Consider the following 26,407-nt stretch of genomic DNA (forward strand, 5'->3'; position numbering starts at 1 on the left):
AACGCGGCGGACCTCGCAATGGTTCAACAGTTCCGTCGGATTGTGGATTGACGCCTCGATCCCGCCTGCCACTCCTATTCTTGCGGGCCTGCTCGTTTGCGGCTGGGCCGCCGCGCGCCTTGGGTGCACGGGCCCGAGCCTAGCATCACATTTCGCTGGCCGGGAATGCTATTTTCGTAGCATGCGGATGGGTTGGGGGCAGCATGGTGTCCCTTCACCAGGGCAGCCGCTTGCCATCGCTAAAAAGCCGCCGGTCGGACCGTCGGGCAAGGTTGCGGCGCAGACGATGCCGGCCGCGCCTTGCGCGACGGGGCGGCCGCCGGCACCGCCCATGTCGCGACCCAGCCGGGGCAGGTCGAATTGACCAGCAAGCGCCCCCTCCCCGCCAGACACAATCCGGAAACAAGATTCAACAGCCCGGAAAAACTCGCGAAAAGACCGGCTGTCATAAGCGGCACCGGAGCAGCCGAACTACGGCCAGCGACAACCTGATATCGATCTTCGAAAAAGGAATGCCGACTTATGAAAAAGACCCTTCTCTCCGTTCTCGGCCTGGCGGTCGCGCTTGCTTTCGCGGTGCCGGCGCTCGGCACTACCGAAGCCAACGCCGCCGCGACCACGATGGCTGCGACCACGACGACCACCGCGGCTCCGGCTGCGGCCACCGAGACGGCCAAGCCGGACGCCAACGGCCCGCACAAGTAGCATGTCAAGCACCATCGCCGTCACGCCCGCAAGCATCACGTGAAGAAGCACTCGAAGCATCACGCCAAGAAGCATCATGTGAAGCACCACACCAAGAAGCGTACCCACAAGAAGCACGGCAAGAAGCTCGCCGCATAAGGCGCGTCGCCGGCTTTTGGCTTTTCAGCAATTGGCCAAAAACTTCATGACCGGATGATCCCGGACCGCTTCAACAGGGTTCGGGATCATCGCTTCCCGGAAACGCCGTCCCTCAAAGGCGGCGTTTTTGCTTACCAGGTCGCTGGCGCGGTCGTCCGGTCCGGATCGTGCCTTACTTCTTCTGCGGATAGATCGTCTCGCCGCGCTTCAGCATTTCGACGAACGTCTCGATCTTCTTCTTGCGCCCCGCCTCGGTCTTCATGTTGTGGACGCGGAAGGCGAGCGCGAAACGGTTCTGCGCCGAAAGCTTTGCCAGCATCGCTTTGGCCTTCGGTTCGGCATCGATCGCGGCCTGCAGGTCGGGCGGAAATGTCATCTCTTTCGAGCCGCCATAGGCGCGGTCCCAGCGGCCATCGGCTTTGGCCGCCTCGACTTCGCGCAGGCCATGCTCCGTCATGCGGCCCTCTTCGATCAAGCGCGCGACGTTGTCGACGTTGATCCTGCTCCAGATGCTCTTCCTGCCGCGCGGCGTGTAGCGCTGCAGAAAGCTCTTCTCGTCGAGCGACTTGCGCACCGCATCGATCCAGCCGAAGCAGAGCACGACGTCGATCGCTTCCTTCGGCGTGATCGAAGGAAGGCCAGAGCCAACCTTGTGGATCTTGATCCAGACCTCGCTTTCGCCGGCGTGGTTTTGGCTGAGCCAGAAGTAGAAGCTTTCAGCGTCCGAGAACTCGTGGACCTTGCTCGGGTCGACCTTGATGGGGGCCATCGGTGTTCCTTCTTTTGCGTGAGCCGAGGCTCCGATCTTCCCCTTTGTTGGGAGACGGCCGGCAGGCCAGAGGGCGCGCTGTCCCGCCAATCCTGTCGAGTCGTCGTCGCCGCTTTGGCTTATAGTCGTGGGAGTTTAAGGCCGCGTTCCTTCGCGCGCCGTCTGCCCTGCTGGCTGAATTATCAGAGCCGCGCCAGCCAACCATCGGACTCTCCGATAACACTATCAGTTTCTTCCGTTTCCCTTGCGGGTGCCGGCCTGCCACATCACCGTCCATGCAAAGGAAAGGCATGGACATGGATGAGACAAAAATCCTGATCGTCGGCGGCGGTTCGGGCATGGGGCTGGCGCTTGCCAGGCGCTGCCTCGACGAAGGCGCCGGCGTCATCATCGCCGGGCGTAATGCAGCGAGGCTGAACGCTGCGCGCGATGAGCTCGATCGCCCGGCCGCGCTGGCAACGGCGATGGTAGACATCAGCCGCGAGGCCGAGGTCGCGGCGCTGTTCGCGCGCATCGGCCGGCTCGAGCATATCGTCAGCACGGCGGCCGATATCGAAGGCGCCTACCGGCTTTTGCCCGAGATCGAGCTTTCGGCGGCGCAAAAGGTTGTCGACAGCAAGTTCTACGGGCCGCTGCTGTTGGCCAAGCATGGCGCGCCGAAACTTTCGGCCAATGGTTCGCTCACCTTCGTCTCCGGCATTGCCGCCTACCGCCCGGCCGCGCGCGGCTCGGTGGTCGCGGCCGTCAACGCCGGGCTCGAAGGGCTGGTGCGGGCCTTGGCCATCGAGCTGGCGCCGATCCGAGTCAATGCCGTCTCGCCCGGCTGGGTCGACACGCCGATCTGGCAATTCGTTGCCGGCGATGCGAAGGACGAGACGCTTGCCGCGATGGCGAAGCGCCTGCCGGCGGGACGGGTCGGACGGCCGGAAAGACATTGCGGACGCGATCCGCTTCCTGATGGGCAACGGCTTTACGACGGGAACGACGCTGCATGTCGAGGGCGGGCAGCGGCTGGTCTGACGAGCGCGAAGTTTTCGCCCATCGCCGCGAGCAAGAGCTTCAGCGCCGGCGGCTGGACGCGCCGGCGCCGCCAGACCATGACCAGCTCCGCCGAGCGGATCGGGCCCGGCCATGCGATCTCGGCCACCTCGCCGCGATCGAGCGCCGCGGCGACCGCCAGCCGCGGCACAAGGCCGAAGCCGGCGCCGGCCGCCACCAAGCCGGCGATGGTGTCAATGCTGCCAGCCTCGGCCGCGAGCTTCGGTCCGCCGAGGCCCGCCTCGGTGAAGGCCGTGTCGACCATGACGCGGTAGACGCATCCGGTTTCGGTGGCGACGAAACGCTTTTCGGCAAGTTCCGCCAGATCGACATCCGCCCGGTTCTCGCCCGGCGGCGCGATCAGCACCAGCGGCTCGGCCGCGACGGGGCGCCTGGCGAAGCGCTCGTCGGGCTCGCTGGCGCCCGGTCTGTCGAAGCAGAAGGCGACGTCGATCCCGCCCTCTCCCAGCCTGCGGCGCAACTCGCCGCTGCCTGCGATTTTCAGCCTGATGTCGATGTCGGGATGAACGGGCTGGAAATCGGCGAGCCAGCCGGGAAGTTTTGCCGAAGCGATCGTCTCGAGCGCGCCGATCGACAGGCTGCCGGCCGTCTCGGCCCTGGTGGCATCGATGGCGGCCCGGGCGTCGTCGGCGAGCGCCAGCAATTCCTCGGCGTAAGCTTGCAGCGCCTCGCCGGCCGGCGTCAGGTCCAGCCCTTGCCGCGACCGTGTGAACAGCGTCGCGCCCAGCTCGGCCTCGAGCGACTGGATCTGGTCGCTGACGCTCGACTGCGCGAGATTGAGCTCGCCCGCCGCGCGCGTGACGTTGCGTGTGCGCGCGACCGCGAGAAAGGTCTTCAGCAGCCTTGGATGCACGTTACTGCAGCTGCGGCTTCTTGAGGAAGGAGTTGCGGTCGGCCGATTTTACGCGAAGCCAGGTCTCACGGCCGTCGCGCACGACGCGCAACGGAATTTCCGCGCCGGCCGGGTTCTGCCAGAGTTTTCGATAGAAGTCGGCGAGACCGTCAACCTCGCCGTCGCGCACGTCGGAGATGATGTCGCCTTGGCGAAGGCCAGCCTTTGCCGCGGGACCACCTTCGGCGACGCTCATCACCACCACCATACCGTTCGACTCCGCCGAGAAGGCGCCGAGCCACGGGCGCGGCGGCTTGGCGACCTGGCCGCGCTTGACCAGATCGTCGAGGATCGGCGTCAGAAGGTCGATCGGCACGATCATGTTGATGTCGGCAACTTCGCCGGCGCGGCTCATCTGCAGGCGCAGCGAGCCGACGCCGAGCAGCTCGCCGTCACGGTCGAACAGCGCAGCACCACCCCACGACGGATGCGCCGGCGCAGTGAAGATCGCCTCGTCGATGAGATATTCCCAATAGCCGGCGAATTCCTGCTTGGTGACGATGTGGGCGTCGACCTGCTGGCCGATGCCGTCGGCAAGCGTCACGGCGTCGCCGATATTGGCCTTCCTGGCATTGCCGAACTTGACTGCCGGCAGCCCGAGCGGCGCCAGCGCCTGCACCAGGCCGAAGCCGGTCTCCTGGTCATAGGCCAGCGCATGCGCCGCAACCACGCGGCCGTCCTGGTCGGTCAGCCAGACCTCCTCGGCCTCGGTGATGAGATAGCCGATGGTGAGAACCAGCCCGCTGTCGCGGATCACCACGCCGCTGCCCTCGCGGCGCGTGCCCAGCGCATTGGCGGTGAAGGCGTCGTCCGGAACCGTGGCGCGCACGGCCACGACGGAGCGCGAGATTTTTTCGATGGTCATCGTCGATCCTGAATTGCGGGTCTTTTTCTATAAGTATGGCCAAAGGGACGCGGTGCAAGGGCATCTGTCCCTGACGGAGAAGGCGGGGCGCTGCTGGCCCAAGCGTTAGTTCAACGAAATTTGAACTTTTTTCTTTGACGCCCGCGCAACCGCACCTAAATCTTGCGCCAACGAACCCCGCATCCGCCCACAGCAACAAGGCCTCCCGAGATGAACCAGTACAACCCGCCGAAAGTCTGGACCTGGAACAAGCCGAATGGCGGCACCTTCGCCTCCATCAACCGGCCAGTCGCCGGGCCGACGCACGAGAAGGAATTGCCTGTCGGCAAGCATCCGCTTCAGCTCTATTCGCTGGCCACGCCCAACGGCCAGAAGGTGACGATCATGCTGGAGGAGTTGCTGGCGCGCGGCCACAAGGGCGCCGAATACGACGCCTGGCTGATCCGCATCAATGACGGCGACCAGTTCGGCTCGGGCTTCGTCGAGGTCAACCCGAACTCCAAGATCCCGGCGCTGATGGACCGCAGCGAGCCGAAGCCGGTGCGCGTGTTCGAGTCGGGCTCGATCCTCACCTATCTGGCGGAAAAATTCGGCGAGTTTCTGCCGACGGAGCGTGCAGCGCGGGCCGAAACCTTCTCGTGGCTGTTCTGGCAGATGGGCTCGGCGCCCTATCTCGGCGGCGGCTTCGGGCATTTTTACGCCTATGCGCCGGAGAAGATCGAATACGCCATCGACCGCTTCGCCATGGAAACCAAGCGGCAGATGGACGTGCTGGACCGGCGGCTGGCCGAAAGCGAGTATCTCGCCGGGCCGGATTACACCATCGCCGACATGGCGGTCTGGCCCTGGTATGGCGGGCTCGCCAAAGGCCGCAGCTACAACGATGCCGCGCAGTTCCTCGCCGTGCATGAATATAAGCACGTGCAGCGCTGGGCCGACGCGATCGACGCCAGGCCGGCGGTAAGGCGCGGCCGCATGGTCAACCGCATCTCCGGCGATCCGGCCTCCCAGCTGCACGAGCGCCACGACGCCAGCGATTTCGAGACGAAGACGCAGGACAGGTTGCAAGCGGCGGAGTGAGCTGCTGATTTCCCCTTGCGTGGGAGATGGCCGGCAGGCCAGAGCGGGTCGCTGCGCCTGGAGCGCCGACGCCCGACGAACAATAAGAGGGCAAGTTGGCGCATCGTGCGCGCCGCCCCCTCTGTCGCCTTCGGCGACACCTCCCCCTCAAGGGCCCTCAAGGGGGGAAGATCAGCTACCTCCCGTAGGTGTAGGTCACACTGGCCTCCGCCAGCGCCTGGCTCTTCGCCGCGACCGACACCATTTCGGGCGACGGATTTTCCGGCGTGCGCAGCTTCGCCTCACTCAGCGCATAGAGCGTGAAGACATAGTGGTGCGTGCCGCTGCCGGGCGGCGGACATGGGCCGAAATAGCCGGCGCGACCGACGCCGCCCGTGCCGGACACCGTGCCCTTCGGCAGGCGCTTGCCGCCTTTGGAGCCGGCGCCTTCGGCGAGGCCCTTGGCGCTTGCCGGGATGTTCCAGGCAAGCCAATGCCAGAACCCCTTGCCGCCATTGGCATCGGGATCGAACATGGTGAGCGCGTAGCTCCTGGTGCCCGCCGGCGGTTCCTTCCAGGCAAGCGCGATCGAGACGCTCTTGCCGCCGCATCCGGGCTTGTCGCCGAGATATTTTGCGTCCCACTTGTCGTTGGAAACCGACGGGCTGGAGATCTCGAAGGCGGATGCCTGGGTGGCGAAGGCAGCGAAGGCAAGTCCAATCAGGCCGAGGCGCGAAGTCATGGCTTCACTCCTTCTAGTTGGATTGCCGAAAGTCTATCCGAAAGGCGCGCCGGAGCCGAGCAACTTTGCATGACGGGCCGGCAGGCGCCGGAGCTGCCGATCTCCCCCACAAGGAGAGGATCCGGAGCACTGCGGATGACCAGTGTCACGCGCGGCGATGCGTGTATACTATCCCCCCCTCTCGCCAATCCGGCGACACGATTTGCCCTTGCCGGCCCTTCCTGAAAGTGCCGCCACGCGATCTGGCTGTTGGCTCAGAAAAACAGAGCTATGCGGTTCTTCACGAATTTTTTCAGCCGGAACATCCCCTGGAAAGCTCCGTTGGAAACTTAGTCAACGATGCAAACCAATGGAGATTTCCTGATGATGAAGAAGATTCTCGCAGCTTCCGTTCTTACCCTGGCGCTCGCGACCTCGGGCGCCATGGCTCAGACAGCCGGTGCAAGCGGCGACGCCAGCGGCAGCGTTTCGGGCGGCGTCTCGGGCACGACTGGCGGCGCCTCGGGCGGTGCGACGGGCGGTGCCACGGTTACCACGCCGGCAACCCCTGGCACGGATACGACCACCACGAATTCCACGAATTCCATGAATTCCACGAATTCGACGAACCAGCCGGCTGGCATGCAGGATCGCTGCAAGGATACGGGCGCCAACGATACCGACAACAACACGGCCAGCGGCAATACGACCTCGAACATGCAGAACTGCAACAAGTAGCGCCGGATCGCCGACACAAAAAAGCCCCGCCGGTGGAAGCCGTCGGGGCTCTTTCGTTGAGGCCTTGAAGGTGGGACTTCGCTGCCTGCCGATCCAGGGGGTGTTGGATCGGCCGCGACCCTAGCCGAAGAATCGGCGTGGCTATAATCACGGCTGCGCACTACCAATCACGCCTGCGCGAGAAGGAGGTGATAGCCGGCTTCGATCTCTCTTTGAGGGAATTGGCTACCTCAGCAGCTTCGCCAATCGCGGCACGCCCTCGCCCACCGCGCGGTCGTCGGCCAGCGTGAAGGACATGCGCAGCGTGTTGCGGCCGGTGCCGTCGGCATAAAAGGCGTTGCCCGGCACGAAGGCGACGCGCGCCTCCTTCACCGAACGCGCCAGCAACCCGGTGGCGTCAGTGCCTTCGGGCAGCGTCAGCCAGACGAACATGCCGCCTTCCGGCCGGCTCCAGGAAATGCCGTCCGGCATGTTTTCCTCGAGCGCGCCGAGCAACGCGTCGCGGCGACGGCGATAGGCACCGATCAGCTTCTCCACCTGGGCGTCGAAGATGGTCTCGGCAACGCGATGCATGACCATCTGGTTGATCGAGGGGCTGTGCAGATCGGAGGCCTGTTTCATCAGCACCAGCTTTTCCACCACATGGCGCGGGGCGCAGACCCAGCCGACGCGCATGCCTGGGGACAGGATCTTGGAGAAGGAGCCGCAATAGAGCGTGCGGGCATTGTCGATGCCGCCCGAGCGGGCGCAATCCAGCGCCAGGATCGGGGGCACCGCCTCGCCGTCATAGCGCAGTGCCCGATAGGCGGCGTCCTCGATGACGGCGATGTCGAGCTCGCCGGCGAGGTCGAGCACCGCCTCGCGCTGCTTGCTATCCAGCGTGTTGCCGGTCGGGTTGGCGAAATCCGGCACCAGATAGGCGAATTTCACTTTGCCGCCGTTAGCCGCGGCGGCCGCGCGATAGGCGTCCGGCGTCATGTTGCCGCCGGCGGTGTTCAGCCGGTCGTAACGCGGCTCGTAGGCGTTGAAGGCTTGCAGCGCGCCGAGATAGGTCGGCCAGGTGACCAGCGCGGTGTCGCCGGGCGACAGAAACAGCTTGCCGAGATAGTCGAGCGCCTGCTGCGAGCCGGAGGTGATCAAGATGTTGCCCTCGTCGCATCGAATGCCGAGCCTGCCCATATAGGCGGCCAACCATTTGCGCAGCGGCAGAAAACCTTCGCTGACCTGGTATTGCAGCGCGGCTCCCGCTTCCGTGCCGCCGAGCACGGCCTGATAGGCATCGCCGATGGCCTCGGCCGGAAACAGCGAGGCATCGGGAATACCGCCGGCGAACGAGATGATGTCGGGCTGGTCGAGCAGCTTCAGGAGCTCGCGGATTTCCGAGGCCTTCATGCGCGAGGAGCGCGAGGCCAGAAGGTTCAACAGGGTCAAGACGCACCTCCCGCAGTGCTTCGTTCAGGGGCTTAGCATTTGGGTCAGCTTCGTTGACCTATTATCAGGCCACTTATCAGGCCACGTCCGTCGCGTGAATACACAAAACGGCCATGGCGCATCGCTCTGACGACATTTGGCCCACATATCCTGACGGAGATATCTGACACGACGGCGGTCCGCTCATCGCGGGATTGTCGTAATATTAGAATAGGCGCATATTGTCTGAAGCCGAAGCCGTGCTCCGGCTGAACCGCCTGTTGGCCATGGTGCCCGGGCGGTCCGTGACCAGGTCAAATGTCAGTGAAACAACAATCACCTCGGCTGCTCAAACCATTGAGCAGCCTGAGGCAATGATATTTGGAGGAGATAGCCATGAAGGTCACCATACTGGCAAGTTACGAACCCCATGCCGCCAAAGGGCTGATGCAGGGATCGAACCGCGAAGCTGCAATCCAGGCGCTCTTTGAAAGCGTCGGCGGCAGGATGAGCAGCGTCATGTTCACGCGCGGCATTTACGACGTCGTCGTCAATGGCGAGGTGCCGGATCAGGTCGCCGGGATGGGCATGGCTCTTGCCGTGCGCGCGAGCGGCTCGTTGAGCGAGCTGGTCGTCCTCGAAGAACTCGACATGAAGGCGGTGCTCGCTGCCGCCAACAAGGCTGCCGGCGCCTACAAGCCCGCCGGCTGACGGCCTGGCCAGGCAGCGCGGACGGCGTGTTGGTCGTCCCGTGCTGCCGGCATCACGTCACCGCAGGCCGAGCTTTGCTGACGCATGCCCATATCCCAAAACCGTTCCGCACTCTTGGGCAACATGCACTAGAACGGCAATCGAATTTCGTCGTCCCGGGCCGTATCGGGCCATCCGATGTCCTTGCGGATCTCCGGCGGCAGTTCGTTCAGCTCGCGCGTCGTCCTGCGGCGCCTGCTCGCCCGCGCGAACGCGGCGCGGATTCGGTTAAGGCTCTTAAACATCGCAACCTCCACAAAGCAGCGGCAGAATTGGCGGCCGCCCTCCGGGCGCCGCTTTTGAGGTGCGTCTGTAACCAGGCGATTGCGCGCAGACGGTGAAATGCTTCACGAAGCCGGAGCGGCCTGAAACATTTGTGTGCGAATTAAACTGGGTTTCGACGCCGCGGCACTAGAGGCGAGCGCCAACAGACGGCGCTGCCGGCTATGACGGGCGCACAATTGCTGACTGCCTTGCTCGCCAAGATAGACGTCAGGCGTTAGTCCGTACTGCCGGAAGGAAGTTGCTGCGCGGTCTGCGCCGAGAGCCGGCCTTTGCGGACAAACGTCGGCTTCGAATATTCTTTCTTCATGGCGAAATCTCCCCTGCCTCGCCGGAAAATGCGGTACGGCTATCGGACTGTCAAGCAGATGGCAGCCCGGTGAGGCCGGCCCGATCGACAACCTTCCCCTCCCGCGCCACTTCCCTGCCTGCGCGATACACGGTCCGCTCCTTCGGCACCGCCACCACCGCTTCCGGCACATGCTCGGCCCTGAGCGCAACGAAATCGGCCTTGGCGCCGACGGCGATGCCATAGCCTTCGAGCCCCAGCGCCCTGGCGCCGGCATGGCTCACCACGTCGTAGGCTGCTTCCAGCTCGCGATCCTCGTAGAAGCCGGAGCGGTAGCCGATCATGTTGGCGCGGTTCAGCATGTCGCCATCGCCGTAGGGCCACCAGGAATCGCGGATGTTGTCGGAGCCGGCAAAGACCGTGACGCCCGCCTTGCGCAATGCCGCCACCGGCGGGAAAGGATGGTTGCCGGGCGCGTTGGTCATGATGGCGACGCCGGAGGCGGCGAGCAGCTCGCCGGCTTTGGCCAGCGCGTCGGCGGAAATGTCGCCCAGCGCATAGGCGTGGCTGACGGCGACTTTGCCTTGCATGCCCAGTGCCGTGCTCCGCGCGGCGATCTCCTCGATCTCGAACAGGCCGAGGGTGCCGCCGTCATGCAGGTGGATATCGATTCCGGCGCCGTGTTTTTCGGCAAGGCCGAAGACGACGTCGAGATGACCCTTCACATCGCGGTCAAAGCTTGCCGGGTCGAGCCCGCCGATCAGATCACAGCCGAGCTTCAAAGCCTCGTCCAGAAGCTCGGCGGTGCCGGGCGACGACTGGATGCCGCTTTGCGGGAAGGCGACGAGCTGGATGTCGATCAGCTCGCAATATTTTTCGCGCACGGCAAGGATCGTCTCGACATGTTTCAGCCCGACCGCGGCGTCGACCATGATATGGCTGCGCATCGCGAGGCTGCCATTGCCAACGCAAAGCTCGAGCTGGTTTTTCGCGCGCTCGTCCATCGGCGCGGCCTGCTCGAGGTTCCGCATCTGGAAGGCGACCCGCTCGCGCACGTCGAAGCCGTTGGTGCAGGGAATGTGCGGGCGCCAGACATCGCCATAGAAGGAGGTGTCGAGATGGATGTGGCCCTCGATGAAGGCCGGCAGCACGAGCTGGCCGGCGAGGTCGACGGCGCCTGGCGGCGCGCCGGCGGCATTGGCGGCGGGCGTGATGGCGCTGAAGCGGCCGTCGGCGACGGTGAGGTCGGCCAGGGAGCCGTCGGCGAGTTTCGCGTTGAGAAAGCGGGGCAAGTGCAATCCATCAGCAATGATGCATCAGTCGTCGTCCCTCGGCCGCCAGAGGTCAATGCGGATCGGGATAGAAAGTGTTTCGCCCAAGTTCTCTGTCACCCGCGGTTGGCAGATCGCGCGCCCGGCCGGCTGCGCCGCCGTTAACCTTAATTCCAAGCGGCGGTGGGGAAGTCCCTGTCGCCTGCCTATTCCGCTATCGCGGAAGTTTCGGCACGAGAAAAACATGCCATAGTCCAGGCTGCGGTACGAGGCCGCCTTGGTCGACGCGGACGCCCAAGCACATCCCCAACAATGTCGCCCCCAACGGCCGCGTCGACCTTGTACTGAACGGCGATCTGACCCGGGTCGCCGTTTTGTTTTTGGCCATCAGGCCTGGGACTTGGCGTATTCCGCGACCAGCCCGTCATATTCCTCGAAGGCCGGCAAGGCCGCGTAGCTGTGCAGGGCGGGCGTCTCGGCCCAGGGCAGCTTCTCGCTGGTCCAGGTCTCGACGAAAGGCGTGAACCAGGCGGGGTCGTACAGCATTGTCGGGCGCAGGTTGACGAACCAGTCGAGCCCCTCCGGCCGGGTGAACATCCAGCTCATGCAGTAGCCGCAGAAATAGTGTTTCGAAGCGCCGTGCAGGCCGCCGATCACCGGTTCGCCCTTGGTGATCTCGAACCCATCCGCGGGAATGGCGGCGCTCAGCGAATAGGCGCTCGACGACATCTTCTGGCAGCCGGTGCAATGGCAGGCCATGGTGAGCAGCGGCTTGGCGGAGATCCTGAGGCGCACGCGGCCGCAGCGGCAGCCACCTTCGGCAGGCAGGGAGGGGATTGGCATGAGCGCTCCTTGGTTGGTTTTCCCTTCTCATCCGTCGCCTTCGGCGACACGTTCTTCCCACAAGGAAGAAGGAGGAGCCAAGCCCTCAGCCCCCAATCAGCGCCGCGGTCGTCGTCAGCCGCGCGCCCTGCTCGGCGAAGGCTTTGTTGTGCCGGATGATGATGTCGGGCGCTTTCTCCTCCTCGGAATCGAGCGTCGAATGCGCATCCGAAACGACGGTGACGCCGAGGCCCTGGGCAAGAGCGCCTTTCACCGTGGCGGCAACGCAGAAATCGCTCTGGGCGCCGATGAGCACCACGTCGCGAACGCCCTGCCCCGCGACCCACTGCCCGAGATCGGCGTTGGAGAAGGCATTGCCGACGCTCTTGCCGAAGGTCGGTTCGCCGGCCGCCTGGCCGAGCTGCGGCCATACCGGCCAGCCGGAAGCGCCCGGTGCCAGCGGATCCCCCGCCGGCCCGTCATGACGCACGAAAGCCACCTTGCGGCCGGTTTTGCGCGCCCAATCGATCAATTTTCGCGCGCGCTCGGCAATGACGTCGGCATCATGGATCGGCGGATCGAAACGGCCGTCGAACATGCCGGTCTGCAGGTCGATGACGATCAGCGGAGCGGCGGCCGAGGGAGCGGTGTCTGGCATGGGCGCGAAGATAGCGGAGGTGGGGGGTGGGTCAAGGACGGGGACGAGCGTGGTCCCCCTGTTGTCGGGGAGATCTGCGATTTCGCCGCCTCAACCTATCCCGCCCGTGACCACATACGCGCCGGCGCTCCGCCCATCCGCCAGCCTCACGATCGCCGTGACGATCGAGCCGTAAGCGCCGCGCCAGACGCTGTGGAAGCCCTGATGCGTTGCAGCCGGCACGACGGCCCGGCCGGTGTGGCGGTTGCCGCTTCCCCGCATGGTGACCGGTTCGCCGTTGACGTGGACCTTGAGCATGGCTGCATCCTGCCCGGCCTCGCCCGCGTCGATCTCCAGCGCGATCGCGATCTCGTCAGTGTCGTCGCCGGCGTGGATTGTCTCGGCGGTGAGGGCCAGCATAAGCGGCGCTTCGCTGAGGCGGCCCAATGTGCCTCCGCTCTCTTCAAACACCTCATCCGCCAGCGGCGGCGTGCGTGGCGGGACGGTGCGGCGGTTGGTGGCGCGCTCGTAGCCGCCGGCAAGCCGCAGCAGCGCCACGTCGTCATAGGCCTTGCCGGCGAAGGTGAGGCCGACCGGCATGTCGATATCGGCCATGGTGCCCATCGGCACCGTCACCGTCGGGATGCCGAGATGGCGCCAGACCAGATTGCCGTTGGCGACCCAGGTGCCGTTGCGCCAGGCAAGATCGGCGGAGGCCTCGTTGACATCCGCATCGGCCGGGCCGACATCGGCGACGGCCGGCAACACCACGGCGTCGAGGCGATTGGCGTCGAGCCAGTTCTCGAAGTCGATGCGGCGCGTCTCTTCCAGCCCCTTGAGCCCGTCCTCGATGGTGGGGATGGCCTCGAGCGGGCTCACCCCGTTCTTCGCCCGCTCGACATAGTCCGCCAGGTCGAAGCCGTCGTCGCCATAGCGGTCGGGCAGCGTGCCCGGCGGCTGTGGAAAGATTTTGAGGCCGTCGACCGAGGCAAGATCGGGAATCGCCGGATCAGCATTGGCGCGCAGGAAATCGTCCCACGACCAGATCGACAGGTCCCAGATCTCGCGGTTTGCAAATTCCTCCGGCACCAGGCCGCGATCAACCATGGAGCGCGCGCCCGGACGGTCGCGCTCATAGTTCGATACGACGGGGAAATCGACCTCGACCACCTCGGCGCCGAGCGCCTGCAGGTCATGCGCAGCCTGCCGCCAGAGCTCCAGCACCGAGGCGCGCGTCTCGATCGGCCGGTCGGCGCCGAGATCCTTGCCGATATACATTTTCGGCACGCCGAGCCGCTTGCCCTCGAGCGCGCCTTGCAGGGGAAGCCCGGTATAGCTCGCCGGCCTCAGCGCTGATGCCTTCGGGATCGAAACCCAGGGCTGCACACGCCAGAAGTCGCCGCGCGTTTCCTCGTCGTCGGCGACGATGACGTCGAGCAGCTCCAGCATGTCCGGCACGCTGCGCGTATGCGGCACCACCACATCCATGGTCGGCACCAGCGGCCAGTTGCCGCGCACCGAGATCACGCCACGCGACGGCGTGTAGGCGACCAGCGCGTTGTTGGAGGCGGGCGCGCGGCCGGACGACCAGGTTTCTTCGCCGAGCCCGAAGGCGGCGAAGGACGCGGTCGTCGCCGTGCCCGAGCCGTTCGACGAGCCGGAGGCGAAGGCGGCGGTGAGATAATCCTTGTTGTAGGGGCTCTCGGCGCGGCCATAGACGCCGCGCTGCATGCCGCCATTGGCCATTGGCGGCATGTTGGTGAGGCCGATGAGCACCGCGCCCGCGGCGCGCAGCCGGGAGATCGTGAAGGCGTCCTCGCTGGCGATCAGATGCTCGAAGGCCGGCGAGCCGGCCGCGACCGTCAGGCCTTTCACCTTGTAGCTGTCCTTGGCGGTGTAGGGGATGCCGTCGAGCGGCCCAAGCGTTTTGCCCGTGCGGCGTCGGCGGTCGGAAGCTGCCGCCTCCTCGAACACCTTTGGATTGAGGATGGGCACGGCGTTCAGCGCTATGCCGTGGCGGTCGTAATGGGCGATGCGCCGCAGGTACGCGCCGGTGAGCTCGACGCTCGTAATTGTGCCGTCTTCAAGCGCGCGGCGCAGGTCGGCGATCGAGGCTTCGACTATATCCATGGCTTGGCGAACCTCTTGTCAGCAATCACGCGTCCGGCGAAGGTTGGCTCGAAATTCGTAAGCCGCGATCCGTCACACCCCCCTCTGCCCTGCCGGGCATCTCGCCCGCAAGGAGGGAGATTGGATGTCGCGCAAGCTTTTGCCAAACCGCCGACGTTGCAGGGAGGGCCCCGTAGCCGATCTGCTGATCTCCCCAAAGGTCGGGGAGATGGCCGGCAAGCCAGAGGCGGCGCTGTCCTGCCGACAATTCAGACGATCGAACAGGTGCTGGTTCGGTGTTTTGACTTGCGTTCGATCCACCAGTCGTTCTGCCAATCTTCATAGCCGAGAAGCGAGCCCTCCATCCGCTCGAGAGCTTCGTTCCAGCCGGTTTTGGCGAACACTTTCGATAACAGCAGAAACGCGTCTATCCGCCACTCCTCCCCGGGGAGTGAGAAGAAGGCGCGCCGCCACCCTTGGAAGTCGGGGAAACGGGCGTGCTCGGCTTCGGTAAAGGGAGTATCGATGACATGACGCACCAACCGGCCCGAGCGCACAAACGGGTCGAAGCGAGCCAACGTTTCCGACAGCCATTCCGCCGGATAAGCGTCATGGAAGACTGCCAGCGGCTTGCGACCTTCCAGCATCAGCGGCAGCTCGAAATTCGTATGAACGAGATACGGGACCTCACGGATTGGATGCCAGGACTCGATGCGGTTGAGCCTTCGATCAAGCTCGCGAGGTGGAATGCATATCGCGCCAAGTCGCTCGAGGTCGTCCGGGTCCAAATGCCATGAACCGGATAGCTGTGGACTGTCGCACGCCAGAACCGCGCGAAGCTCTTCCAGGTCTGAGACGCGAATTCGGGCTTCGGCGACCGCCGAACCGGTCGCAGGATCGATCTCCTGCAGGACAAAATAGATGGATTCGGCAGTGTTGCTCACATGGTGACGATGGCTGCTTGGACAATACTTGTACAGGCTTTCTTCAGACAGCCCACATTCCTTCGCTTGCCCCTCTGCCCTGTTGGGCATCTCCCCCGCAAGGGGGGAGATTGGATGTCGCGCAAGCTGTCGCCAATCTCCTACTTTGCTACTGCGGCGCGCCGGCGAACAGCACCGTGCCATCCCCGCCTGCCGCCGGCCAATCGCGGATGGTGCGATCCATGCCGCCGGTCAAAAGCGTACCGTGGGCGGCGAAGGCGACCGAGTAGATCGGCCCGGTGCCGGGGTCGAACTCGGCGATCTCGGCGCCCGTATCCATATTCCAGATCCGCGCCGTGCCGTCGAGCGAGGCGGAGCCGAGCCGTTTGCCGTCGGCCGATAAGGCGAGCGCATAGACGGTGCCGGAGTGGCCGTCGAAGCGGCGGACTTCCTTGAAAGAGTCGAGGTCCCAGAGTTTTATCGTGTAGTCGCCGCTGCCGGTCACCGCATGGTGGCCGTCGGCCAGGAAGAGCGCGCCATAGGCGCCGCGATCGTGGCCGTGCCAGCTGCGCAGTTGCTTGCCCGCAAGGATGTCCCAGAGCTTCAGTTCGCCGTCGATGCTGCCGGTGAGCGCCCTGGTGCCATCTGGCGAGATGGCGACGGAACTCACCGACCAATCGTGGCCCGGCAGGACATGCAGCACCGTGCCTTTCTGCAAATCCCAGACGACGACGGAACCGGTGTCGTGGCCGCTGACGGCGAGCTTGCCGTCGGGGCTGATCTTCAGTTGCCGGACGCCGCCGTTCGCTCCGGACGAGAAGACGTGCAGCACTGCGCCATCGGAAAGCTGGCGCAGCACGATCTCGCCGTCGTCGCCGGCGGTGAGCGCACTTCTGCCGTCGGGCATGAAGAGCGCGCTGCGCGCCATGTCCTTGTGGACGCCGAGGTCGCGGATCAGCCGCTTGCCGTCGATATCCCAGAGCTTGATCATGCGATCGGTGCTGGCGCTCATGATCTGGTGGCCGTCGGCCGACACCGCCAGCCAGACGACGGCATCGCGGTGGCCTTCCGGCGCGGTCGGCTGGGCTGGGGGCGGTGGCCGAGGCGGCGCCAGCGTCTGCGGCGGCGTGGCCGGCGCCAGCGCGGTCTGCTGGGCCGGCGTTGTTGCAGGCTGCGCCGGTGCGGCGGGCTGCGGCGGAGCGACCGCCGGCTCGGACGGTGCGGCCGTGGGCGCCGGCGCGACAGGCGCGGAGGCCGGCTCGGTCTCAGGCTCCGCCGGAGCGACGGCGACTTCCCTGGCCGGCGCGGCCGCATCGCCCTCTGTTTCCCGCCACCGGCCGAACTGGTCGGCAAGGATGACGACAAGGGCAATGAGCGGCACGGCAAGCGCGATGCGGCGCAGCCGCGGGCGCCCGGCCGGCACGGTCGCAGCGTCGCGGCCGAACAGCGGCGCCGAAGGCTGATGCCTTGGCGCGCCCGGCAGCAGGCCGGCAAGGAGCGAAAGCCCGGCGAGAATCGAAAGCATGCCCGCCGCGCCGAAGATCCCGGCGCTCGCCGCGGCCGGGGGCTTGCCCCCCAGCGCCAGATAAAGCTTGGCGAAGCAGGCGAAGCCGACGACGAGCATCGCCAGCGCCAACAGCCTGTCGGTCGATCTTTTCATCGGCATCCCCCAGGCGCCTTCACTCCAACTGGCGGAAGGCGCATCGGCCATTCTAGCCGAGCTTTTCGCCGGGGCTAAGTGCAAGACATCACACGAAGAAAGAAAAACGTGCTTTGGCGCGGCGTGACTTCTTCAATCCCGCGCCGGCCGAATTTCGGCTTTACTCAGCCGGCCGGCCAATATCTGGATGCTCCGAACCGAAGCGTGATGTCTTTCGCTCCATAAACAAGCGGCGCGTGAGCAGAAATCCACACTCCCCAAGAATAACGAGCTCGACTACCCGCGCTGGTTGACAGCAAACGCTCTTATGACATTATCCGCCCGGGATTTTCAGGAGAGCCACAGCATGAAGAAGATTTACGAGAAGCCTGTGTTGGTCCGCAAAGGCAAGCTTTCGATGGTCGTCGCGGGTTCGACACCGGTCCCGGGTTGATTCGGGAACAGCCCGATCAGCTTCATTGATGTTTGAGACCAGCGGTCATCCTGGCTTGTTGCGTGACAAGGCGGCTGATTAACGTCTTGTCAATTCGAATGGTTAACGGGGGTTCAATCATGAAGAAGACTTACGAGAAGCCTGTGTTGGTCCGCAAAGGCAAGCTTTCGACAATTGTCGCCGGCGGTCCTTCCACTGTTGCCAATGGCGGCGCGCCGAGCTGATCTGCCGGACAATCTGCTGTTGATGCCTGCCGATCCTGGCTCCTTCTTGCGATCCAGGAAATTCGGGGAACCGGCCATGAAGAAAGCATATGAGAGACCAAGGCTGGTCAAGAAGGGCAGGCTTTCGGCAGTCACCGCCAACGGCGCCACTTCGTTCACGTTCTAAGCATTACAGCGCGTTGCACCGAAATTCAGGCAACGCGCTCTAATTCTTCGTTTGATGCAGGTCTTTCTGCCGAAGCTGCGGCATCCTTTGGGCGACATAGTTCGTCTTTGCTTGACACATATCTCGCCCATAAGCCGTCGCCCTTTGGCCGACAGGGATCAGAGCGCCAGCACCAGATCGTCCAGCACCATCTGCCAGTGATGCTTGGTCGACAGACGCACGCGCGTCACCGCCTTCAGCATCGGCGCGTATTGAACCGGTGCCAGCGCCGATAGCGCGACCTCGTCGCGCGCGATCAACTCGTCCCCCAGCCAGCTTTCGACCCACGCGCTCTCCCCTTCCGAGCGCAGCCATGCGGCGCTCAGCATCACCGAATGGAAGCCGAAAGGCGCCGCACGGCCGAACTCTGCCGGATGGCCGCTGCTGGTATAGGCAATATAGGCGCCCGAGACGTTGCCGTTTACGTAGCCTTCGCTGTTCCTGGTGTGGTCACGCGACATGGCGTTGAGATTGTGCCAGTCGAGCCCGGCGTACCCGGAAGGGATCTTGCTCAGGCCGCGCGTGGTGAGGTCGTCGAAGCCGATGGTGCTGAGCGCCGCATCGGGCTGAAGCGCCCCGGGCGCTAGCAAGCCGAGATCGACCGGATAGGCCGACAGCGCGAGGCGCCGGTCGAGCCCGCCGCCGGCGATCACGACCTGATCGGCCTCGGCGGCGAGCGGGAAGCCGAAGGTGGTGGCCGCGCAGAGCGGGTAGCTTTCGAGCAGCTGGCCGTTGCCCATCACGGATAGGGTTGCCGTGGCCGCGGCCGGCGTCCTGCCGCTCACTATGCGCGCAGGGCTAAGGCCGACGGGCCTTGGCAGACCCTCCCCAGCCAAACCGACAAGCGAGCCGGGCGCATCCGTCACGCGCACAGACTGGTTCTCGTTGGCGCCGCTGGCGCGCCAGCCGGGCGGCACGGAGACCGAAAAGCGAAACGTTCCAGGCGAGCGGATCACGGCGCTGCGCCGCGTCGACGACATCGGGAAATTGGCAAAACCGGCAGCGTTGCTTCGCGCCGCGACGATGAAGCGGCCGGACTGGTCGAACAGCCGCACCACGATGCCGGCCATCGGGCGGTCGGCCTGACCATAGGTTCCGTCGCCGTCGACATCCATGAAGACGAAGGATGAAAAGTTCAGCTTGCCGGATGTCGGACCCCAGGCGGTGCGGGGTGCATAGTCGCCGGCCGGATTGGCACTGCCGCGCGCCCTGCGGCGCTTGCGCCGCCAGCGCAAAGCGAGCGCGATGAGGGCAATGGCGCCGGCGATGACAAGGACGGAGATAAAGAGGACGAGGGCGTTGTCAGCCACGGCGGGGAAGCGTTGGCTGGAGAAAAATACTCAAGCTGAAAAGCATAAGGTCCGCACCCCCTCGTAGTCCTGCAAAAGCTAACGCGAGCCGTCGTTGCTGCACAGACATTATTTGCGAGAGACTGGCATCAAACGTAGAGACGCCGGCGGACAGCGCCGCCTTTCCTTTTTTCCGTGGAGAAGGTCAGGTCGCCAGTTCCACCCACACCGGCGCGTGGTCGCTGGCGTTTTCCTCGCCCCGCACCTCCCGATCGATGCCCGCTCCTTTCAGCTTCCGCGCCAGCTTCTTCGACAACAGAATGTGGTCGAGCCGTAGGCCGGCGTCGCGCGGCCAGCGGTTCCGGCGGTAGTCCCAGAACGTGTAGAGCTTCTCCTCCTTCGGGAAGACCTTGCGCAGCGCATCCGTCCAGCCCTGATCGATCAGCGCCGCAAAGGCGGCGCGACTTTCAGGCTGCACCAGCGCGTTGTCGTCATAGGAGCGGGTGGCGTAGATGTCGCGCGGCTCGGGCACAACGTTGAAGTCGCCGGCAAGCACCACCGGCAGGCCGGTGTCGAACAATTCGCTTGCATGCGCCGCGAAGCGCTGGTGCCAGGCGAGCTTGTAGGTGAACTTAGGCCCGGGCTGCGGGTTGCCGTTCGGCGCGTAGAGGCAGGCAATCACGATGCCATTGACCGCCGCCTCGATGTAGCGCGCCTGGCGGTCGGCATCGTCGCCGGGCAGCGCGTCGCGTGTCAGCACCGGCTCGGCGCCGCGAGCCAGGATCGCGACGCCGTTCCAGGTCGGCTCGCCCTTCCACACCGCGCCATAGCCGGCCTTCGCCAGCCGGGTCAGCGGAAACTGCGTGTCGCGGGATTTCAGTTCCTGCAGGCAGACGACGTCGGGCTTGGCTTTGACGAGCCAAGCCAAAAAGTTTTCCAGCCGGCTGTTGATGTTGTTGATGTTGAAGGTGGCGAGTTTCATTTGCCGAAGACGCCTCTTCATTCGTCATCCTCGGGCTTGACCCTAGGATCCATGCCGTGACCATCGCCGTGGAACCTTGCGGGGCAAAATTCTGAGCCGTTCCAATGCTCTAGCGTCACGGCATGGATCCTAGGGCCTGCGCCGCGTCGCTTCGCTCCTTGCTTCGCCCTAAGATGACGAAGCGAGAGGCGCCATCCGAGCTTTTATCGTCTCCGCCACCGTCTTCAGGTGATCCGCCACGGAAAAACCCGACACCGCCTTGCGGGGCTTGAGATCGTGGTCGCCGTCCTCCAGCCAGATCATCTCTATTGCCGCGGAAAGGCCGTAAGTCGCGACCTCGTCCTTGGTGCCGAACTCGTCGCGCGTGCCCTGGAAGATCAGCGTCGGCGTCTTCAGGTCGGCGAGATGTTTTGTCCGCAGTTGCTCCGGCTTTCCGGGCGGATGGAAGGGGTAGCCCAGACAAACCAAGCCAGCGATGTCGCCATTGGCAAACATCTCGTCGGCGACCATCGAGGCAACGCGCCCGCCCATCGACTTGCCGCCGATGATGAGCTTGCCGGTCAAGCCTTTGGCGCGCAGATCGGCGATCGCCTTGACATATTCCGGGTTCACCGTCTCGGCGCGCGGCGGCGGCTTGCGATGGCCAAAACGGCGCGCAGCCATGTAGTGGAACTCGAAGCGCGCGACGCGGAAACCGGCGGTGGCGAGAGCCTTCGCTGTCACGGCCATTGAGGCCGAGTCCATCGGCGCACCGGCGCCATGCGCGAGCAGGACGGTGACAGGGGCAGAGTCGGGGCCGTCGAAGAGGAAGTAGGTCATCGGGCGGGCTTCCTGGCAAGGCCGCACTCCGTCTCAGGCGCGAACATCTCGCTCACCGGCCATGTGCAAATCCACGAACTGGATCCCCTTCTGCGCCAGTCTTGCCCATTCGGACTCCGCGTCGAGCTCCAGATAGCGCGCCCACAGCCGGCGGGCTTCGGCCAGATTGCCGGCGTCGAACTCCAGCCGGGCCAGATTGAAAACCGGGTCGGCATAGGCCTTGTCGAGCGCGATCGCCTTCTGCAGGTGCCGCCGCGCCGAGGCGACCTTGCCTTCGTCGCCCACCAAGCCGGCGAGGTTGAACCAGGCTTCGACGAAGCCGGGATCGAGCTTTATCGCGCGGGCATAATCATGCGCGGCTTCCGCTGCGCGGCCGGCGCCGCGCAGGCAATTGGCGCGATTGAAGGCGGCGATGGCATCTTTCGGATCGATCGCCATGCAGCGCTGGTAGAGCGCTGCGGCCTCGTCGTGCCGCCCCTCCTCTTCCGCGGCTTCCGCCTCGGCGAACAGCTCCTCGAGCGTGTCGTCTTCCGGTGAGCCGAGGTCGAAGAGAAGCTGGCCGTCGAGCTCGCTGCGGCCCTCGTCGAGATAGATCGCGTCCGGCCGGCCATGCTGCGAACCGAGATTGAGCGACTTGGCGGTGAGCGAGGCGACCGGACCGGAGCGATGCACCGAGCGCGCGATCGCGCCCCATGTCGCGCCGCTGGCGATCAACCCGGCATATTTTCTGGCCAGGATCAGGTCGCGGAAGGAATAGGGTTCGCCGTCATGTTCGAAGGCGTCGAACAGCGACAGCATGTCGAGATCGCTGGCGGCAAGCCGCGACTGGTCGATCAGCGACTGCCGGGACAGCGACGACGCCTGAGGCGCCTTCAACAAGCCGAGCAAGCGCAGGAAGCCGTTTTCGCTGACCAATTCGCGCCCGGCTTCGCGCTCGGCCTGCACGCGGCGCTCGATGTCGCCATCGCCCGTTCTTGCCGTGGCCGCCTTGGCCAGCAGCGTGCGGCCGAACACGACATGGGTGGTGCGACGGGTGACGCCGCGCCTCAACTCGGCATGGCGGCGCTCGACCTCGCGCGCGGCGAGCCTGAGCGGAAACGCGGCCAGCGGGCCGACGGCGCCGAACACGGCGCCGGGGAGGATCACCGTCCCTCCCGTCACTTCTTGCTCTTGCCGACGGCTTTCAACAGGTTCGCTTTCAGCGGGTTCTCAGGCGCGCCGCCGCCGGCGGCCGCCTTCTTGGCGGGCTTGGCCGGCGCCTCCTCGGCCTTGCTCTTCGACTTGGCCGGCGGCTTGGCCGACTGCGACAGGCTCGCTTTCAGCGCATCCATCAGGTTGATGACATTGCCGCGTTCGGGCGCCGCCGCGATGATCGGCTTGTGGCCTTTGAGCTTCTCGCGGATCATCCCCATCAGCGCCACTTCGTAGCGATCCTCGTAATTCTTCGGATCGAAATGAGTTTCCTTCTGCTTGATCAGCGCCTGGGCGAGATCGAGCATTTCCGGATCCGGCTTGCCGGGCGGGATGTTGCCGAAATATTCAGCCGTGCCGCGCACTTCGTTGGGGTTCCTCAAGGTGCAGACGAACATGCCGTTCTCGCGCGGGCCGATCGTCACCACGCGCTCGCGGCTGGAAAGGACCAGGCGGGCGATCGCCAGCTTGCCGGATTTGCGCATCGCTTCGCGCAGCACCGCGAAGGTCTCCTCGGCCATGGCGCCGTCCGGGGCAAGGTAATAGGGCGAGTCCTGGTAGATGACGTCGACCTCATTCTCGTCGACGAAGGCCTCGATGTTCATCGTGTGGTTGGATTCGATCCGGACCGCGTCGAGATCGGCATCATCGATGATGATGTACTGCTTATCCTCATATTCGTAGCCCCGGACCAGGTCCGAGCGTTCGACCAGGCCGAGTTCGGGGTCGACCGGCTTCATGTTGATGCGGTTGTGGGTCTTCTTGTGCAACTGGTTGAACGAGATGCGCTCGCTCGCGCTGGTGGCCGGATAAAGCCGGACCGGACAGCTGACGAGGCTGAGCTTGAGGTAACCTTTCCAACTTGCCCTGGGCGCCATGATGAACTCCTACGCGGCCATGCACTGACAGTTACTTTTTTGGAAGCATGATTTTAGCCGAAAACCGGTTCCCACTTTTCGGGATCATGCTCCGGCGCTTCGTCCGAAGGACGGTTGGCGCTCCGGAAATCCTACACCGACCCTTGATGGTACATGCAAATTGCTGACGAAGTGTTCTTGGACCGGCTGGCGCGGAGGATAATTCAAATTGTAGGAAGCGTCGATGGAGATGGATTGGGGCTTGCGACTGGGCGAAAGTCTAGCAAGGAGCGAAGCGACGCACCCTAGGATCACGAAAAATGGGACGGCAAATCCCTGGCGGCCTCGTCGATCTCCGCCCACGGGTCGCCCGAGGTCTCCAACAGTCCCGGCAGCGAGGCGTAGTTCAGATCCTCGGGCGCGTCGATCGCCTCCAGATCGGTCCAACTCATCGGGGTCGATGCCGGCAGGTTGGTGCGGGCGCGCAGCGAATAGGGAGCGGCGGAGGTGTGGCCGCGGGCGTTGCGGTGGAAGTCGATGAAAATGCGCTTCTTGCGGTTTTCCTTGCCCATGACGGTGACGAAGGTGTCGGGCGCGCTTGCCGCGAGCAAAGTGGAAATGGTGCTCGAGGCCTGGTGCAGTTTCTTCCAGTTCTGCTTGCGCGTCACCGGCACTGTGATGTGGATGCCCTTGCCGCCGGACGTCTTTGCAAACGGCACCAGGCCGAGGCTCTCCAGCCCGCCCTTGATGTGGACGGCCGCCTCGACCACCTCGCGCCAGGAAATCCCCTCGCCCGGGTCGAGGTCGAAGACGATCTGGTCGGGCCTGTCGAGCTTGGTGCGGTGCGTGCCCCAGGTGTGGAACTCGACGACGCCGAACTGCGCCAGCGCCAGATAGCCCTTGGCGTCCTCGACCGAGAGGTAGGTCTTGGTCTCGCCTTCCGAACTGATGCTCTCGAACACCGCCACCGAGGGCGGCATGCCGGTGAAGGCGTGGCGCTGGAAGAAGCAGTCCTGCGGCCGTCCCGTCGGGCAGCGCACCAGCGACACCGGGCGGCCGATGATGTGCGGCAGCATGAAATCGCCGACCAGCGCGTAATAGACGGCAATGTCGAGCTTGGTCGGCCCGGTCTTACCGAACAGCCGCCGCTCCGGATTGGTGACCCAGATGGTGGCGAGGTCGGACTCGGCGATCAGCCGCTTGCGCTTGACCGCAACCGGCGTCGTCAGGCCGCCGACATCGCGCAGGCCGCGGAAGACGCCGTGGCGGATCGCATTGTCGGCGGTGCGGTTCGAATAGCGGACGCGTGCCGACAGCAGCGGCTTCACCCAATGCATCTCGCGCATGATCTCGCGCGGCACGCCTTCGGGCGGCGTGGCGCCGGCGGTCAGCCGCTCCAGCCGGGTCAGCAGGTCGGTCGCCATGTCGCGGTCGAAGCCGGTGCCGACCTTGCCGCGATAGTGCAATTCGCCGTCGACGAACTCGGCCATGCCGAGCGCCGCAAGCCCTTCCGCCCGGTCGGAGACGGTGTAGCCGGCGATGACGAAATCATCCGTCTTTTGCGCCTTGACCTTGGTCCAGCTCTTGGTGCGGCCGCTCATGTAGATGGCATCGGCGCGCTTGGAGACGACGCCTTCCAGCCCAAGGTCCGAGGCCTGGTCGTAAAGCCCGCGGCCATCGCCCTCGACGTGGTCGCTGTACTGGATGGCGGAGTTGGCCGCCTGGCCGGCGAGCAGTTCGGCAAGCAGCGCCTTACGCTTCTGCAGCGGCGCCCTGCGCAGGTCCCAGCCATCGAGATGCAGGAGATCAAAGGCGTAGAAATGCAGCTTCGAGCCGGCGCCCTGGGCCAGCGCGTCCTGCAGCAGCGCGAAGCGCGAGATGCCCTTGTCGTCCAGCACCATGATCTCGCCGTCGATGATCGCCCGGCTGACCGGCAGGCGCGAAAAGGCTTGCGGGAGATCGCCATAGCGCTTGGTCCAGTCGAGGCCGCCGCGGGTGATCAGCCGCACATTCCCGTCCACGACATGCGCCATGGTGCGGTAGCCGTCGAACTTGATCTCATGCAGCCAGAGCGTGCCGGTGTCCTCGCCGCCGGGCGGCTCGCTCACCTGCGCGGCGAGCTGAGGCTCGATGCGGCTTGGCGGGTCTGCCTTGACGGCGCCGGGCAGCGCGCCGGGTTTCAGCGAGCCAGGTTTCGGCGGCAGGCGCTGCGGCTTTCTCGGCGCCGCCAGTTCCTCGATGCGCCGGCCCGACTTGACGCTTTCCGGCCGCGCTTCGAGAATGTCGAGCTCGGAGTCGGAGGCGAGATCGCGCTCCTTGAAAAGCAGCCAGTTCTTCTTGTTCTCGTCCTCGCCGGGCTTGGGCTTCAGCCGGGTCAGCATCCAGCCGCCATTGAGCTTCTGGCCGGCGAGGCGGAACTTGAAGGCGCCGGTGCGCAGGCTCTTTTCGACGTCCTCCATCGGCGCCCAGGTGCCGGTGTCCCAGACGATCATCGGCCCGCCGCCATACTCGCCCTCGGGGATGACGCCCTCGAAGTCGATATATTCGATCGGATGATCCTCGGTCTCGACCGCGAGGCGCTTGTCGGCCGGATTGAGCGAGGGCCCGCGCGGCACCGCCCAGCTCTTCAGCACGCCGCCGACTTCGAGGCGCAGATCGTAGTGATCGGCGGTGGCGTGGTGCTTGTGGATGACGAAGCGATTGCCGCCGCCGACCTCCGGCCCGCCCGCGGGTTCAGGGGTGCGGGAGAATTCGCGCTTGGCGCGGTAGGTTTTGAGTTGGGGAGCTGGCATGGGTTAAGTGCCGAAGCGCGTAGCCGACAGTGGCAAGGGCCGCGATCCTTCGCGCCCCCGAGCCCGCGCGATCGTCATCCTCGGGGTTGACCCGAGGATCCATGCCGTGACCTTTACCGCCGAGTGCAGCCGAGCAGAACTTGGACCGTCGTGACGCGTCCAGGTCACGGCATGGATCCCAGGGTCTCCGCGACGTCGCTTCGCTCCTGCTCCGCCCTTGGATGACGAAGGCACTCCACTCAATCGTCGGTCGCCGGCGTCAATTCCAGCTCGGCCGGCGTCAGACCCTGCCGCAGCTGCGAGAGCCGGAACTCGTCGACCCAATAGGCCTCGCCGTCGACCAGCACGCGGGCGCTGTAAGTGCCGCCGGAAAAGCTCTGCGCGGTGACATAGACCTTGTGGCGGTCGAGCGCCTTCTTCACCGCGGCGCGGCGGGAATTTTCTCTGGCGACGGGACTGGCCATGGCTCACTCTGTACACGCTGGCGCTGAACAGTCTCTAAGGATGAATGAGAGC

The 26,407-nt window shown here is 65.0% G+C and carries 25 protein-coding genes and 1 pseudogene; 7 read left to right on the forward strand and 19 right to left on the reverse strand.

The annotated features are described in order from the left end of the window. The first annotated feature begins 522 nt into the window (after positions 1-522). On the forward strand, positions 523-705 hold the full coding sequence (locus A9K71_RS17710; RefSeq protein WP_066998455.1) for a hypothetical protein: 183 nt from the start codon (positions 523-525) through the stop codon (positions 703-705). A gap of 310 nt (positions 706-1,015) precedes the next feature. Here the strand turns inward: A9K71_RS17710 and A9K71_RS17715 are convergent, their stop codons facing one another. Next, entirely contained in the window at positions 1,016-1,612 is a 597-nt protein-coding gene (locus A9K71_RS17715; RefSeq protein WP_066998458.1) for a YdeI/OmpD-associated family protein, read from the reverse strand. A 290-nt stretch (positions 1,613-1,902) separates the two neighbouring features. Between A9K71_RS17715 and A9K71_RS30540 the strand changes: the two are divergent. After that, positions 1,903-2,632, forward strand: a pseudogene (locus tag A9K71_RS30540) (SDR family oxidoreductase). Here the strand turns inward: A9K71_RS30540 and A9K71_RS17725 are convergent. Beyond that, a complete protein-coding gene (locus A9K71_RS17725) occupies positions 2,583-3,524 on the reverse strand; it encodes a LysR family transcriptional regulator (protein ID WP_066998464.1) in 942 nt (313 codons plus the stop codon). The pseudogene A9K71_RS30540 and the gene A9K71_RS17725 overlap by 50 nt on opposite strands. A gap of 1 nt (position 3,525) precedes the next feature. After that, entirely contained in the window at positions 3,526-4,428 is a 903-nt protein-coding gene (locus A9K71_RS17730) for a S1C family serine protease (protein ID WP_066998466.1), read from the reverse strand. 210 nt (positions 4,429-4,638) lie between these two features. Here A9K71_RS17730 and yghU point away from each other — a divergent pair, with 210 nt between their 5' ends. Further along, positions 4,639-5,508: a glutathione-dependent disulfide-bond oxidoreductase gene (gene yghU, locus A9K71_RS17735; protein ID WP_066998468.1), complete on the forward strand. Its 870-nt coding sequence runs from the start codon at positions 4,639-4,641 to the stop codon at positions 5,506-5,508. A gap of 175 nt (positions 5,509-5,683) precedes the next feature. Here yghU and A9K71_RS17740 read toward each other — a convergent pair whose 3' ends face one another. Beyond that, positions 5,684-6,229 (reverse strand): YbhB/YbcL family Raf kinase inhibitor-like protein, encoded by a 546-nt coding sequence (locus A9K71_RS17740; RefSeq protein ID WP_066998470.1) that lies wholly within the window; start codon positions 6,227-6,229, stop codon positions 5,684-5,686. A gap of 363 nt (positions 6,230-6,592) precedes the next feature. On the opposite strand from A9K71_RS17740, the gene A9K71_RS17745 reads away from it, so the two are divergent. Continuing rightward, positions 6,593-6,946: a hypothetical protein gene (locus tag A9K71_RS17745; RefSeq protein WP_066998540.1), complete on the forward strand. Its 354-nt coding sequence runs from the start codon at positions 6,593-6,595 to the stop codon at positions 6,944-6,946. 225 nt (positions 6,947-7,171) lie between these two features. Here the strand turns inward: A9K71_RS17745 and A9K71_RS17750 are convergent, their stop codons facing one another. After that, on the reverse strand, positions 7,172-8,338 hold the full coding sequence (locus A9K71_RS17750; protein ID WP_197504246.1) for a PLP-dependent aminotransferase family protein: 1,167 nt from the start codon (positions 8,336-8,338) through the stop codon (positions 7,172-7,174). 414 nt (positions 8,339-8,752) lie between these two features. On the opposite strand from A9K71_RS17750, the gene A9K71_RS17755 reads away from it, so the two are divergent. Beyond that, positions 8,753-9,067 (forward strand): GYD domain-containing protein, encoded by a 315-nt coding sequence (locus A9K71_RS17755; RefSeq protein WP_066998476.1) that lies wholly within the window; start codon positions 8,753-8,755, stop codon positions 9,065-9,067. Positions 9,068-9,195: 128 nt separating this feature from the next. On the opposite strand, the gene A9K71_RS30545 is transcribed toward A9K71_RS17755, so the two are convergent. The 7 genes from A9K71_RS30545 to A9K71_RS17785 form a co-directional block, all read right to left on the reverse strand. Next, positions 9,196-9,351, reverse strand: coding sequence for a DUF1127 domain-containing protein (locus tag A9K71_RS30545; protein ID WP_082980572.1), 156 nt, complete (start codon positions 9,349-9,351; stop codon positions 9,196-9,198). A 397-nt stretch (positions 9,352-9,748) separates the two neighbouring features. Further along, positions 9,749-10,969 (reverse strand): amidohydrolase family protein, encoded by a 1,221-nt coding sequence (locus tag A9K71_RS17760; RefSeq protein WP_245299662.1) that lies wholly within the window; start codon positions 10,967-10,969, stop codon positions 9,749-9,751. Between the two features lie 366 nt (positions 10,970-11,335). After that, positions 11,336-11,791 (reverse strand): GFA family protein, encoded by a 456-nt coding sequence (locus A9K71_RS17765; RefSeq protein ID WP_066998481.1) that lies wholly within the window; start codon positions 11,789-11,791, stop codon positions 11,336-11,338. A gap of 85 nt (positions 11,792-11,876) precedes the next feature. Next, positions 11,877-12,428 (reverse strand): isochorismatase family protein, encoded by a 552-nt coding sequence (locus A9K71_RS17770; protein ID WP_066998484.1) that lies wholly within the window; start codon positions 12,426-12,428, stop codon positions 11,877-11,879. A 90-nt stretch (positions 12,429-12,518) separates the two neighbouring features. Further along, the gene (locus A9K71_RS17775; RefSeq protein WP_066998487.1) at positions 12,519-14,537 is read right to left on the reverse strand and encodes an amidase; all 2,019 of its coding nucleotides are present in this window, start codon (positions 14,535-14,537) and stop codon (positions 12,519-12,521) included. Between the two features lie 248 nt (positions 14,538-14,785). Beyond that, positions 14,786-15,550 carry a hypothetical protein gene (locus A9K71_RS17780; protein ID WP_245299663.1) on the reverse strand — a complete coding sequence of 255 codons (765 nt, stop codon included), beginning with the start codon at positions 15,548-15,550 and terminating at the stop codon, positions 14,786-14,788. A gap of 58 nt (positions 15,551-15,608) precedes the next feature. Continuing rightward, positions 15,609-17,099 carry a WD40 repeat domain-containing protein gene (locus tag A9K71_RS17785; protein WP_066998543.1) on the reverse strand — a complete coding sequence of 497 codons (1,491 nt, stop codon included), beginning with the start codon at positions 17,097-17,099 and terminating at the stop codon, positions 15,609-15,611. A gap of 552 nt (positions 17,100-17,651) precedes the next feature. Between A9K71_RS17785 and A9K71_RS32250 the strand changes: the two genes are divergently transcribed. Next, the gene (locus A9K71_RS32250) at positions 17,652-17,756 is read left to right on the forward strand and encodes a hypothetical protein (protein WP_082980573.1); all 105 of its coding nucleotides are present in this window, start codon (positions 17,652-17,654) and stop codon (positions 17,754-17,756) included. 76 nt (positions 17,757-17,832) lie between these two features. After that, positions 17,833-17,922: a lasso RiPP family leader peptide-containing protein gene (locus A9K71_RS31600; RefSeq protein WP_143749041.1), complete on the forward strand. Its 90-nt coding sequence runs from the start codon at positions 17,833-17,835 to the stop codon at positions 17,920-17,922. 158 nt (positions 17,923-18,080) lie between these two features. Here A9K71_RS31600 and A9K71_RS17795 read toward each other — a convergent pair whose 3' ends face one another. The 7 genes from A9K71_RS17795 to A9K71_RS17825 form a co-directional block, all read right to left on the reverse strand. Next, the gene (locus tag A9K71_RS17795; protein ID WP_066998495.1) at positions 18,081-19,271 is read right to left on the reverse strand and encodes a hypothetical protein; all 1,191 of its coding nucleotides are present in this window, start codon (positions 19,269-19,271) and stop codon (positions 18,081-18,083) included. Between the two features lie 184 nt (positions 19,272-19,455). Beyond that, positions 19,456-20,232 (reverse strand): exodeoxyribonuclease III, encoded by a 777-nt coding sequence (gene xth, locus A9K71_RS17800; protein WP_066998497.1) that lies wholly within the window; start codon positions 20,230-20,232, stop codon positions 19,456-19,458. A 168-nt stretch (positions 20,233-20,400) separates the two neighbouring features. Further along, the gene (locus A9K71_RS17805; protein ID WP_066998499.1) at positions 20,401-21,051 is read right to left on the reverse strand and encodes an alpha/beta family hydrolase; all 651 of its coding nucleotides are present in this window, start codon (positions 21,049-21,051) and stop codon (positions 20,401-20,403) included. Positions 21,052-21,084: 33 nt separating this feature from the next. Beyond that, positions 21,085-22,197, reverse strand: a complete 1,113-nt coding sequence (locus tag A9K71_RS17810; protein ID WP_156752702.1) for a tetratricopeptide repeat protein — start codon at positions 22,195-22,197, stop codon at positions 21,085-21,087. An 11-nt stretch (positions 22,198-22,208) separates the two neighbouring features. Beyond that, complete coding sequence (locus tag A9K71_RS17815) at positions 22,209-23,120, reverse strand: Ku protein (RefSeq protein WP_066998501.1); 912 nt, start codon at positions 23,118-23,120, stop codon at positions 22,209-22,211. Between the two features lie 290 nt (positions 23,121-23,410). Continuing rightward, entirely contained in the window at positions 23,411-25,891 is a 2,481-nt protein-coding gene (gene ligD, locus A9K71_RS17820) for a DNA ligase D (protein ID WP_066998502.1), read from the reverse strand. Positions 25,892-26,130: 239 nt separating this feature from the next. Beyond that, entirely contained in the window at positions 26,131-26,355 is a 225-nt protein-coding gene (locus A9K71_RS17825; protein ID WP_066998505.1) for a hypothetical protein, read from the reverse strand. Positions 26,356-26,407: the final 52 nt, after the last annotated feature.

Origin of the sequence: Mesorhizobium sp. WSM3873 (assembly GCF_001672445.1) — a bacterium.
Lineage (GTDB): Bacteria > Pseudomonadota > Alphaproteobacteria > Rhizobiales > Rhizobiaceae > Mesorhizobium.